Below are 12,091 nucleotides of genomic sequence, written 5' to 3' on the forward strand. Positions count from 1 at the left end.
GTCATTCCGGGGCGCGCGAAGCGCGAACTACGGTGCGCAATTGCGCACCGGAGAATCCATTTACCTGCAGAGTCTGCCGCCCGATGGATTCCGGGCTCGCGCCAAGTGGCGCGCCCCGGAATGACCGGCGGAGAGAGCCCGCCTCACCGCACCAGAATATTCCGGAACTGCCAGGGATCGCTGGTGTCGATGTCCTCCGGGAACAGTCCCGGACGATCCGTCAGCGGCGTCCAGTCGGTATAAAAGCCCTTCACCGGGCCGAGATAGGGCAGCTGAATTTCGAGCAGGCGCTCGAAATCCATCTCGTCGGCCTCGACGATGCCTTCGTTCGGGTTCTCCAGCGCCCAGACCATGCCGCCGAGCACGGCGGAGGTCACCTGCAGGCCGGTGGCGTTCTGGTAGGGCGCGAGCTCGCGGGTCTCTTCGATGGAGAGCTGCGAGCCGAACCAATAGGCGTTCTTGTCATGGCCGAACAGCAGCACGCCGAGTTCGTCGATGCCGTCGACGATCTCATTCTCGTCGAGGATGTGGTGCTTCTCCTGCATCTTCCCGGCGCGGCCGAACATTTCATGCAGCGACAGCACGGCATCGTCGGCCGGATGGTAGGCATAGTGGCAGGTCGGCCGGTAGATCGCCTTGCCCGAGGCGTCGCGCACGGTGAAGTAATCGGCGATCGAGATCGACTCGTTGTGGGTGACGAGGAAGCCGTACTGGGCGCCGCGGGTCGGGCACCAGGTGCGCACGCGCGTGTTGGCGCCGGGTTGCATCAGATAGATGGCAGCGCCGCAGCCGGCTTCATGGGTGTGCGCATTCTCGGGCATCCATTTCTCATGGGTGCCCCAGCCGAGCTCGGATGGCTGCATGCCTTCCGACAGGAAGCCTTCCACCGACCAGGTGTTGACGAAGACGTCCGGCTCCTTCGGCTTCTTCGAGCGCTGGGTGTCGCGCTCGGCGATGTGGATGCCCTTGATGCCGGCCTGCCGCATCAAATCCGCCCATTCGCCCTTGGTCTTCGGCCTGGGTGCATTGAGCTTCAGATCGGCGGCGACATTGAGCAGCGCCTGCTTGACGAAGAAGGAGACCATGCCGGGATTGGCGCCGCAGCAGGAGATGGCCGTGGTCGAGCCGGCGGGACGGGCCTTCTTGGCGGCCAGCGTCGTTTCGCGTAGCGCGTAATTGGAGCGCGCTTCCGGACCCTTTGAGGAATCGAAATAGAAGCCAAGCCAGGGCTCGTTGACGGTGTCGATGTAGAGCGCGCCGAGCTCGTTGCAGAGCTCCATGATGTCGGTCGAGCCGGTATCGACCGAGAGATTGACGCAGAACCCCTGGCCGCCGCCCTCGGTGAGCAGCGGGGTCAGCACCTCGCGGTAATTGTCCTTGGTCAGCCCTTTCTGGATGAAGCGGACATTGTGCTTCTCGCAAAGCGCCTTGCGGCCCTCGTCCTTGGGGTCGAGCACGGTGATGCGGGACTTGTCGTAATCGAGATGCCGCTCGATCAGGGGCAGCGTGCCTTTGCCGATGGAGCCGAAGCCGACCATGACGATGGGGCCGGTGATCTTCGCGTAGATCTGCGAGGGAGGGCTCATGGGATGGATTCTCCGGAACGTGCTGGCAGTGAGGGATGGATCAGGCGCTGCAGCGCTTGTCAGATGCTGCGGCGCTTGGCGGTGACTTCAATCTCGACCTTCATCTCGGGCCTCGCCAGGGCAGAGACGACCAGCAAGGTCGCCGCCGGCCTGATGTCGCCGAGGACCTCGCCGCAGACGGCGAAGTGGTCATCGATATAGCTGGCGTCGGTCACGTAATAGGTCGCACGGACGATATCGGCCATCTCGAATCCGCCCTCCTTCAGGGCGGCGGCGATGGTCTTGAAGCAGTTGCGTGACTGGCTCGTGACATCTGATGGCATCGTCATCGTGGTGTAGTCATAGCCGGTCGTTCCCGCGACGAAGGCGAACTCGCCGTCGATCACGGCACGGCTGTAGCCGACGGACTTCTCGAGCGGGGAGCCGGTGGAGATCAGGCGACGGGACATGGTCATGGGCCTCGACTGAAGGGGGTGTTTCGCGGGGTTAAAGGGCGTTTCCGGCGCCTGCGCAACCCCAAAGGAACGGGCCTCGCGCAGGCGCGGCAGGGCGTTGCCGCTCAATGCGGCTGCGGTCCGTCGCTACACGAGCGATCCCTCAGGCCGCGTGCGCCTCAGGCGCGCGAACCGACCTCCGTTTGGGCAGGGCCGCGCCGGTCGGGACGATCATCCCGGCGGCGCCATCAAGCGCGCCATCAGTGAACTCGATCGCCAGCAGGCGGTTGCGCTCGAACGGGCCGGGCAGCGACAGCTCGGCGGTCTTCTCGGCTGTGAAGCCGAAGCGGGCGTAATAGGGGGCATCGCCGAGCAGGATCACGGCGCCATGCCCGCGCGCCCGGGCGGCAGCCAGCGCTTGTTGCATCAGCGCGGCGCCGATCCCGAGCTCGCGGCAGGCAGGGTCGACCGCCAGCGGTCCGAGGACCAGAGCGGGCCTGCCTCCGGCGCTGACATGCCACAGCCGCACGGTTCCCACGAGCTTGCCCTCGCGCATCGCCGACAGGGCAAGGCCTGCAGCGGGCGCGCGTCCGTCGCGCAGGCGCTGGCAGGTGCGGCCATGGCGGTTCTCGCCAAAGCAGGCATCGAGCAGCGCTTCACGCGTCGCGACGTCTCCAGCACGTTCCGCACGGATCACGAACGGAGCGGCTTTCGAGGTGAGGGCAACTTGCGGCTTCCGAGGAGCAGTCATGGCACGTCAGTCCCCGCTTGAACCGGCGTGCGCACAGCACGCCTGTCCAAGACGTCGTCAGAAATCGAGATGTTGGATGAGGAGCCGGCGGACCGGCTCCCGGGTTCGTCAGGCCTCTGGAAAAGAGAGGCGGATCAGATGTGGTACGTCCGCAGCGGCGGAATGCCGTTGAACGCCACCGACGAGTAGGTCGACGTATAAGCCCCGGTGCCTTCGATCAGCACCTTGTCGCCGATCTCGAGCGTCACCGGAAGCGGATACGGGGTCTTCTCGTACAGCACATCGGCGCTGTCGCAGGTCGGACCTGCGAGCACGCACGGGGTCATGTCCGCGCCGTCGTGACGGGTGCGGATGGCGTAGCGGATCGACTCGTCCATGGTCTCGGCGAGACCGCCGAACTTGCCGATGTCCAGGTACACCCAGCGCACCTCGTCCTCATCGCTCTTCTTCGAGATGAGCACGACCTCGGATTCGATGATGCCGGCGTTGCCCACCATGCCGCGGCCCGGCTCGATGATGGTCTCCGGGATCTGGTTGCCGAAGTGCTTGCGCAGCGCGCGGAAGATCGAGCGGCCGTAGGTGACGACCGGCGGCACGTCCTTCAGGTACTTGGTCGGGAAGCCGCCGCCCATGTTGACCATGGACAGGTTGATGCCGCGTTCGGCGCAGTCGCGGAACACCTGCGAGGCCATCGCCAGTGCACGGTCCCACGCCTTCACCTTGCGCTGTTGCGAGCCGACATGGAAGGAGATGCCGCACGGCTCCAGGCCTAGGCGCTTGGCGAGGTCGAGCACCTCGACCGCCATCTCCGGGTCGCAGCCGAACTTGCGCGACAGCGGCCACTCGGCGCCGGCGCAGTCATAGAGGATGCGGCAGAACACCTTCGCACCGGGAGCGGCGCGGGCGATCTTCTCGACCTCGGCGGCGCAATCGACCGCGAACAGGCGAATGCCGAGCGCGAAGGCGCGAGCGATGTCGCGCTCCTTCTTGATCGTGTTGCCGAAGGAGATGCGGTCGGGCGTCGCACCCGCAGCCAGCGCCATCTCGATCTCGGCGACCGTGGCGGTGTCGAAGCAGGAGCCCATGGACGCCAGCAAGGCCAGCACTTCCGGCGCCGGGTTCGCCTTGACGGCATAGAACACGCGGCTGTCGGGCAGCGCCTTGGCGAAGCTCTGGTAATTGTCGCGCACGACCTCGAGGTCGACGACGAGGCACGGCTCGGTGTCGAGGCCTTCGTTGCGGCGGTTGCGCAGGAATTCCTGGATACGTTCGGTCATGGCACTCTCCAACGGTCCCAGCGACGGGAGCCGTATCAACGTGACGTCTGATGAGAGTGCTTCGGCCGCATCGCGCGATGGAGGCGCGCTGGGGCCAAAAAACTCAAACCAGACTGTGCTGCCGTGGATTGGTTGGGAGAGTTTCCCGCCCGCTCACCTGGCAATGAAGGACAAGCCTTTTCAGTAGCCCGCGCCGGCGTTGGACTGCCGGTAGAGACCAAAAAAGCCCGATCCGTCGTTGCTTTAAGTCGCGTCCCCCGTTGAGAGCGGGGTGCGCCGGTTCGCCTCCGGCTGCCAGTCACGGTTGCAAAGAGCGAAGTCACCTTCGACATGGCATCTCTTTGAGAGAGATGCTGGGCGCTCCGGGTTTGCTTCGGTCGCTCGACGTTTCAGTCTCGACTTCCGCACTTCCGAAGAGCCCCTCGGCTTCTTCACCCCTTGGCGGCTGTCCGGCCTCTTGTCCGGATACCTACCGACTGACACACGACCACAGGCACGTGCGAAATTGGGCAAGTCCGCACATAAGCGTTTTGACTCTGGTTCGCAAGAATTTTTTTAGGCTGCGGACAGGATTGCCTAACATCTGCTTGCGCACTGTTGCGCGAGCGACGCGGAAGATGAACGCGCGTTAAGTTTTCGCCGCGCAGCGCGTGCTGCCCACGCGCGAGACGCGTCAGCCGCGCTTGGTGAAGGGCTCGATGCGCTGAGCGCCGCGGATGAAGGCGGTCATCACGAGCACGCCGAGTGCGAACAGCACGGCCTGCAGGATATGGGCGCCCTGGTCGCCGAGCCCGAACAGGATCGCGAGCGCCCAGCCGCCGGCAAACGCCGCGCCGAACACCTCCGCGCCGATCAGGATGGCGGCGCTGATGACGGTGATGACGCTGGACCAGACGATCTGGCGGGGCGATGAAGAAGGCGCGTTCATGGTTTCAGAGAGTCCTGGCTTCGAGGGCCGCAATCTCCCCGAAAAGGAGGCTGGGGGCAAGGGCAAACGGCCCAAAAAAGCCCCACGCGTGCTATAGCTGGCCGCAACAATCGAGCCACGAAATCCGGGACTTGTGATGTCAGAACCCCGCCAAACTACGGACGCCGAGACCAATCCGCTGCTGAAGGCCTGGGTGACACCGTTCGCGACCCCGCCCTTCGACGAGATCAAGCCGGAGCATTTCCTGCCGGCCTTCGAGCAGGCCTTCGCCGACCACGCCGCCGAGATCGCGGCGATCACCAACGATCCCGCGGCGCCCGACTTCGCCAATACCATCACGGCGCTGGAGCGCTCGGGCAAGCTCCTGAGCAAGGTCGCGGCGGTCTTCTACGACCTCGTCTCGGCGCATTCCAACCCGGCCATCCTGGAGATCGACAAGGAGGTCTCCTTGCGGATGGCGCGGCACTGGAATCCGATCATGATGAACGCCGTGCTGTTCGGCCGCATCGCCCATCTGCACGAGAACCGCGCGGGTCTCGGTCTCACGCCCGAGCAGCTCCGCCTCTTGGAGCGCACCTACACCCGCTTCCACCGCGCCGGCGCCGGCCTCTCCGAAGAAGCCAAGGTGCGGATGGCCGAGATCAACGAGCGGCTGGCCCAGCTCGGCACCGGCTTCAGCCACCATCTGCTCGGCGACGAGCAGGACTGGTTCCTGGAGCTCGGGGAGTCCGACCGCCAGGGCCTGCCGGAGAGCTTCGTCGCCAGCGCCAAGGCTGCGGCGGAAGAGCGCGGCATGGCAGGCAAGGCCATCGTCACGCTGTCGCGCTCCTCGGTCGAAACGTTCCTGAAGAGCTCCGCCCGGCGTGACCTCCGCGAGAAGGTCTACAAGGCCTTCATCGCGCGCGGCGACAACGGCAACGCCAATGACAACAATGCGACCATTGTCGAGATCCTGAAGCTGCGCGAGGAGAGCGCCGGGCTCCTGGGCTATCCGACCTACGCCGCCTACCGGCTCGAGGACTCCATGGCCAAGACGCCGGACGCGGTGCGCGGCCTGTTGGAGCGGGTCTGGAAGCCGGCCCGCGCCCGCGCGCTTGCCGACCGCGACGAGATGCAGGCGCTGATCACGGAGGAGGGCGGCAATTTCAAGCTCGCCCCTTGGGACTGGCGCTTCTACGCCGAGAAGCTGCGTCTGCAGCGCGCCAATTTCGACGATTCCGCGATCAAGCCGTATCTCGGTCTCGACAACATGATCGCCGCCGCCTTCGACTGCGCCACGCGCCTGTTCGGCGTCACCTTCGAGGAGCGCAAGGACGTTCCGGTCTGGCACCCGGACGTCCGGGTCTGGGAGATGAAGGACAGGGGCGGCAAGCACAAGGCGCTGTTCTATGGCGACTACTTCGCCCGGCCGTCCAAGCGCTCCGGCGCCTGGATGACCTCGCTGCGCGACCAGCAGAAGCTCGACGGCGACGTCGCGCCGCTGGTTCTCAACATCTGCAATTTCGCCAAGGGCGCCGGCGGCGAGCCGTCGCTGCTGTCGCCCGACGATGCCCGCACCCTGTTCCACGAGTTCGGCCACGGCCTGCACGGCATGCTCTCCAACGTGACCTATCCCTCGCTGTCGGGCACCTCCGTGTTCACCGACTTCGTCGAGCTGCCGTCACAGCTCTACGAGCACTGGCAGGAGCGGCCCGAGGTGCTGCAGAAGTTCGCCCGCCACTACCAGACCGGCGAGCCGCTGCCGGACGACCTGCTGCAACGCTTCCTCGCCGCGCGAAAATTCAACCAGGGCTTTGCCACGGTCGAGTTCGTCTCCTCGGCGCTGGTCGACCTGGAATTCCACACCCAGCCGGCCGCCGCCGCGCAGGATGTCCGCGCCTTCGAGAAACGCGAGCTGGAGAAGATCGGCATGCCCGAGGAGATCGCGCTGCGTCACCGGCCGACGCAGTTCGGCCACATCTTCACCGGCGACCATTACGCCGCCGGCTATTACAGCTACATGTGGTCGGAGGTGATGGACGCCGACGCCTTCGGCGCGTTCGAGGAAGCCGGCGACATCTTCGATCCCGCCGTGGCCAAGCGCCTGCACGACGACATCTATTCGTCGGGCGGATCGGTCGATCCGGAAGCCGCCTACGAGGCGTTCCGCGGCCGCCCGCCGGAGCCGGATGCGCTGCTCCGCCGCCGCGGCCTGCTCGAAGACGCCAGGGCAGCCTGATGAGCATGCGCGCCCTGTTCGGATACCTGCTCGCCGCCGCGATGACGCTCGCGGCCGGGGCAGCGAATGCACATCCGCATGTCTGGATCACCGCCACCAGCGAATTGCTCTATGCTGCCGACGGCAGCGTCACCGGCGTGCGCCACGCCTGGACCTTCGACGACATGTTCTCGGCCTATGCGGTGCAGGGGCTCGAGAGCAAGACCAAGGGCGCATACACAAGCGAGGAGCTGAAGCCCCTGGCGCAGACCAACGTCGAGTCCTTGAAGGAATACGCCTACTTCACCTTCGCCAAGGCCGACGGGAAGAAGGAGCGGTTCCAGGAGCCGGTCGACTATTTCCTCGACTACAAGGACACGGTGCTGACCCTGCACTTCACCTTGCCGCTGAAGAATCCGGTCAAGCCCAGGCAGCTGGTGCTCGAAGTGTTCGACCGCTCCTTCTTCATCGACTTCCAGATGGCCAAGGACAGTCCGGTTAAGCTGGTCGGTGCGCCCGCGGGGTGCCAGATGAAGCTGGAGCGGCCGAACGACGGCACCGCGAGCGCGCAGAAGCTGAACGAGCAGACCTTCCTGAACGGTGAGAACTCGAATTTCGGCATGATGTTCGCCAACAAGATCACGGTGGATTGCCCTTGAAGCCGCAACTCTCTCCGCTTGCGCGCGGGCTGCTCGCCACTGCCGCTGTGCTGCTGGTCGTGGCCGTGACTGATGCCGCGCTTCATGATCTTCTCGCGCAAAACCCGTTCGGTGCGCCGCGACCAGCGCAGGTGGCCGAGCCTGAAGCGAGCGGCCTCATCGGCTGGCTCCTGGCCAAGCAGTCGGAATTCTATCGGCAGATGTCGGCAACCATCCGCGCCGCGAAGTCCGATGGCTCGGCGGTGTGGACGCTGCTCTTCATCTCGTTCGCCTATGGCATCTTCCACGCCGCCGGTCCCGGCCACGGCAAGGCGGTGATCGCCTCCTATGTGGTCGCCAACCGCGAGACTGCGCGGCGCGGCATCGCGCTGTCCTTTGCCTCGGCCCTGATGCAGTCGCTGGTCGCGATCCTCATCGTCGGCATCTCGGCCTGGCTGCTGAATGCGACGGCCAAGACGATGTGCAAGGCGGAAGGCGCGATCGAGATTGCGAGCTACGCCCTGATCGCGCTGTTCGGCCTGCGCCTGGTCTGGGTCAAGGGTCGCACCTTCATCCGCGCATTTCAGGCCATCCAGCCGGTGCCGGCGATGGCGGGCGTGCCGCACGACCATGATCACCACCATCATGATGCGCATGATCATCACCACGATCACGGCCATGATCAACACCATGGCCACGGCCACGCTCACCATCACCACGGGCACGACCACGTCCACGACGAGCATTGCGGCCATTCCCACGGACCCACGCCAAGCGAACTCGCCGGCCCCGGCGGCTGGCGGCGCGGCTTCGCTGCGATCCTGACCGTCGGCATCCGCCCCTGCTCGGGCGCAATCCTGGTCCTGGTGTTCGCGCTGGCGCAGGGCCTGTTCTGGGCAGGGATCGCCGCGACATTCCTGATGGGGTTGGGCACCGCGATCACGGTGGCGGCCATTGCTGTCGTCGCCGTCTCCGCCAAGGACATTGCCGCCCGCCTCAGCGCCGGACGCGACGGCGGTGGCGCGCTGTTTATGCGCGGCATCGAGTTCGGCGCCGCGAGTCTGGTCCTGCTGTTCGGCGTCGGCCTCCTGTTCGGCTACATTGCCGCCGAACGGACCACGTGTTTTTGAGGCGATAGATGTCGCGCGAACACTTCTGGTTCTTCCATCCGTTCCGGGTGCGCTATTCCGAGATCGACGGCCAGGGCGTCGTCTTCAACGCGCATTATTTGACCTATTTCGACACCACCATCACCGAATATTTCCGCGCGCTCGGCTTCGACCAATATGCGGATGCAAAGGCGAGCGGCATCGATTTCCACGTCGTCAAATCGCTGATCGAGTACAAGGCGCCTGTTAGGTTCGACTGGGAGCTCGACGTCGGCGCGCGCGTGGCGCGGATCGGCAATTCGAGCCTCCTGTTCGAGCTCGCCATCTTCCGGAAGGGCGGCACTGAGGCTCTGGTAACCGGCGAGATCGTCTGGGTCTATACGGACCAGAACACCCATCGTCCGGTCACGATCCCGGCATCAATGCGGGCACTGATCGCGACGCGAGAACGCCATCTTTCGGCGTGAAGCCGCTCACACCGGCAGAAACCGCTTCAATGCCGGCATGAAGAAGATGCCGAGATTGATCGCAAAGCCGATGCTCCAGAGGATCGAGCGCAGCGTCGGGCGGTTGCCGAGATACGTCAGCACATAGGCAATCCGCACGATCAGGAACAGCGCCGCGAGCTCGTCGATCAGCCGCTGCGGCGCTTCCCTGTATTCGGCGAGCAGCACCGCGAACGCAAAGAACGGAAACGTCTCGATGCCGTTCTGGTGCGCGCCGAGCGCGCGTTGCGACAGGGCGTCCTCATAGAAGGCGGGGTCGCGCGGCCGGGAATTGTCGAAGCGGCGAAACCTGATCCATTTGACCGTGACGATCGTCGACAGATAGAGCAGCAGCGCCCCGAAGACGCACCATTCCGCGAGTGTCATCCTGCCTCCCCCCGCTTGGGTGCGACCCTAGCGAACCCCGGCTCATCTTGACAAGTTCGGACCAACGCGCGACCCAACCAGTCATGAACAGCGTCCTCCCCCTCGAGACCGCGAAACCGGCCACCCGATCCGCCCTACCGCGCGTCGGCGTGCTCCTGATCAATCTCGGAACGCCCGATACGGCCGATGCTCCGGGCGTGCGGGTCTACCTCAAGGAGTTCCTCAGCGACGCCCGCGTCATCGAGGACCAGGGCCTGATCTGGAAACTGGTGCTGAACGGGATCATTCTGCGCAGCCGTCCGCGCACCAAGGCGCTCGACTACCAGAAGATCTGGAACAATGAGCGGAACGAGTCGCCGCTGAAAACCATTACGCGCTCGCAAAGCGACAAGCTCGCGGCCGCCTTGTCGGACCGCGACAACGTCGTTGTCGATTGGGCGATGCGCTACGGCAATCCGTCGATCAAGTCGGGCATCGACGCGCTGATCGCGAAGGGCTGCGAGCGTATCCTGGCCGTGCCGCTCTATCCGCAATATTCGGCCTCGACCTCGGCGACCGTCTGCGACGAAGTCTTCCGCGTGCTCGCGCAGCTGCGGAACCAGCCGACTCTGCGGGTGACGCCGCCCTACTATGACGACGAAGCCTATATCGAGGCGCTCGCCGCCTCGATCGAGGGCCATCTGGCGACGCTGTCCTTCAAGCCGGAGCTGATCGTGGCATCCTTCCACGGCATGCCGAAAGCCTATGTCGACAAGGGCGATCCCTATCAGCAGCACTGCATCGCGACGACCGAGGCGCTGCGCCGCCGGCTCGGCATGGACGAGACCAAGCTGCTGCTGACCTTCCAGTCGCGCTTCGGCAACGACGAGTGGCTGCAGCCCTATACCGACAAGACCATGGAGCGGCTTGCCAAAGAGGGCGTGCGCCGCATCGCAGTGGTGACGCCGGGCTTTTCCGCCGACTGCCTGGAGACGCTGGAGGAGATCGCGCAGGAGAACGCGGAGATCTTCAAGCACAATGGCGGCGAGCAGTTTTCCGCGATCCCCTGCCTCAACGACAGCGGACCGGGCATGAACGTGATCCGCACCCTGGTGCTGCGCGAGCTCCAGGGCTGGATCTGATGGGCATCCCATGAACCGCCGCCGGTGCCTGGCGCTTCTTGGGATGCTCGCGGCGCTGCCGGCCCCGGCCCTGGCGCAGCAGCCGAACGCGACACGGCGGCTCGGCGTGCTCTCGGTCACGGCTGCTGATGATGCGATCGGCCAGACGCGCAGCATCGCCCTGGTCGAAGCGCTCGCCGGCCAAGGCTGGAAGGAGCGCGACAATCTCAAGATCGATTGGCGCAACGGCGGCGGCGAGCGCGCCCGCATCGCGCAGCTCGCCGACGAGCTGATCGCGCTCAAGCCCGACATCCTGCTTGCGGTCGGCACACCCTCGGTCGAAGAGCTGCGCCGGCGCACCACGACGATCCCGATCGTGTTCGCCGTCGTCACCGATCCCGTCAGCCAGGGCTTTGTCGAAAACCTCGCGCATCCCGGCGGCAACCTCACCGGCTTTACCGATTACGACGGTCCGCTGGCCGGCAAATGGCTGGAGATGCTGACGCAGGTCACGCCGAAGGTGTCCCGCGTTGCGGTCGTCTTCAATCCCGCCACCGCGCCGTTCGCGCCCCTGATGCTGCGCACCATCGAGGACGCCGCACGGACGCTGCGCCTGACGGTCGAGCCCGCGCCCGTCCGTGACGCCGTCTCGATCGGGGCGCTGGCTTCCAGGCAAGACGGCGCCATCCTGGTCCTGCCGGACTTCTTCACCATGGCCAACCGCGCGCAACTGCTCTCGGCGATCGCACAGGCGCGTGTGCCCGCGGTGTTCTGGAGCCGTACCTTCGTCGACGAAGGTGGGCTGATGTCCTACAGCACCGACAGCGTCGAGCAGCTTCGCCGCGCCGCGGACTATATCGATCGGATCCTGAAGGGCGCACGGCCGGCCGACCTGCCGGTGCAGAATCCCACCAAGTTCGAGCTGGTGATCAACCTGAAGGCGGCGAGAGCGCTCGGCATCACGCTTTCCCCGGGCCTGCTTGCAATTGCGAATGACGTGATCGAATGAACCCGTCCGTGACGGACGCCTCGCCCGAATTCGTTAATCTCCGCCGCTAGAGCATGATCCGGAAAAGCGTGAAGCGGTTTTCCGAAAAGATCATGCTCAAACAATGACCTAAAGCGCGATGACGATTCATCATGATCGCATCGCGGTTCAGGCCTGCGCGCGCGCGCTTTCAAGAGCCTGTCGCAAATAC

12 protein-coding genes are annotated in these 12,091 nt (G+C 65.1%); 6 read left to right on the forward strand and 6 right to left on the reverse strand.

The features are described 5' to 3' along the window. Positions 1 to 143 precede the first annotated feature (143 nt). The 5 genes from GA0061099_RS10900 to GA0061099_RS10920 all read right to left on the reverse strand — a co-directional run bounded on the left by GA0061099_RS10900 (position 144) and on the right by GA0061099_RS10920 (position 4,976). The gene (locus GA0061099_RS10900; protein ID WP_035997714.1) at positions 144 to 1,586 is read right to left on the reverse strand and encodes a homospermidine synthase; all 1,443 of its coding nucleotides are present in this window, start codon (positions 1,584 to 1,586) and stop codon (positions 144 to 146) included. A 59-nt stretch (positions 1,587 to 1,645) separates the two neighbouring features. Beyond that, positions 1,646 to 2,035 (reverse strand): RidA family protein, encoded by a 390-nt coding sequence (locus GA0061099_RS10905; protein WP_036021421.1) that lies wholly within the window; start codon positions 2,033 to 2,035, stop codon positions 1,646 to 1,648. A gap of 148 nt (positions 2,036 to 2,183) precedes the next feature. After that, positions 2,184 to 2,771: a GNAT family N-acetyltransferase gene (locus GA0061099_RS10910; protein ID WP_035997718.1), complete on the reverse strand. Its 588-nt coding sequence runs from the start codon at positions 2,769 to 2,771 to the stop codon at positions 2,184 to 2,186. A 134-nt stretch (positions 2,772 to 2,905) separates the two neighbouring features. Further along, on the reverse strand, positions 2,906 to 4,048 hold the full coding sequence (locus GA0061099_RS10915; protein WP_035997723.1) for a type III PLP-dependent enzyme: 1,143 nt from the start codon (positions 4,046 to 4,048) through the stop codon (positions 2,906 to 2,908). Between the two features lie 673 nt (positions 4,049 to 4,721). Beyond that, positions 4,722 to 4,976 (reverse strand): hypothetical protein, encoded by a 255-nt coding sequence (locus tag GA0061099_RS10920; RefSeq protein ID WP_036021364.1) that lies wholly within the window; start codon positions 4,974 to 4,976, stop codon positions 4,722 to 4,724. A gap of 136 nt (positions 4,977 to 5,112) precedes the next feature. Here GA0061099_RS10920 and GA0061099_RS10925 point away from each other — a divergent pair, with 136 nt between their 5' ends. The 4 genes from GA0061099_RS10925 to GA0061099_RS10940 are packed head-to-tail and all read left to right on the forward strand — an operon-like array spanning position 5,113 to position 9,387. Further along, positions 5,113 to 7,194: a M3 family metallopeptidase gene (locus GA0061099_RS10925; protein ID WP_036021365.1), complete on the forward strand. Its 2,082-nt coding sequence runs from the start codon at positions 5,113 to 5,115 to the stop codon at positions 7,192 to 7,194. Further along, entirely contained in the window at positions 7,194 to 7,832 is a 639-nt protein-coding gene (locus tag GA0061099_RS10930; RefSeq protein ID WP_036021366.1) for a DUF1007 family protein, read from the forward strand. The genes GA0061099_RS10925 and GA0061099_RS10930 overlap by 1 nt, the downstream gene beginning before the upstream one ends. Continuing rightward, complete coding sequence (locus tag GA0061099_RS10935) at positions 7,829 to 8,941, forward strand: nickel/cobalt transporter (RefSeq protein WP_193375173.1); 1,113 nt, start codon at positions 7,829 to 7,831, stop codon at positions 8,939 to 8,941. The genes GA0061099_RS10930 and GA0061099_RS10935 overlap by 4 nt, the downstream gene beginning before the upstream one ends. 8 nt (positions 8,942 to 8,949) lie before the next feature. Beyond that, entirely contained in the window at positions 8,950 to 9,387 is a 438-nt protein-coding gene (locus tag GA0061099_RS10940; protein WP_035997736.1) for an acyl-CoA thioesterase, read from the forward strand. 6 nt (positions 9,388 to 9,393) lie between these two features. Here the strand turns inward: GA0061099_RS10940 and GA0061099_RS10945 are convergent, their stop codons facing one another. Next, a complete protein-coding gene (locus GA0061099_RS10945) occupies positions 9,394 to 9,792 on the reverse strand; it encodes an MAPEG family protein (RefSeq protein WP_035997738.1) in 399 nt (132 codons plus the stop codon). Positions 9,793 to 9,875: 83 nt separating this feature from the next. On the opposite strand from GA0061099_RS10945, the gene hemH reads away from it, so the two are divergent. Both hemH and GA0061099_RS10955 read left to right on the forward strand, forming a co-directional pair. Further along, complete coding sequence (hemH, locus tag GA0061099_RS10950; protein WP_036021370.1) at positions 9,876 to 10,913, forward strand: ferrochelatase; 1,038 nt, start codon at positions 9,876 to 9,878, stop codon at positions 10,911 to 10,913. Between the two features lie 10 nt (positions 10,914 to 10,923). After that, entirely contained in the window at positions 10,924 to 11,901 is a 978-nt protein-coding gene (locus tag GA0061099_RS10955; RefSeq protein WP_036021372.1) for an ABC transporter substrate-binding protein, read from the forward strand. The last annotated feature ends 190 nt before the right edge of the window (positions 11,902 to 12,091 follow it).

This window comes from Bradyrhizobium yuanmingense, assembly GCF_900094575.1.
GTDB classification, from domain to species: domain Bacteria; phylum Pseudomonadota; class Alphaproteobacteria; order Rhizobiales; family Xanthobacteraceae; genus Bradyrhizobium; species Bradyrhizobium yuanmingense.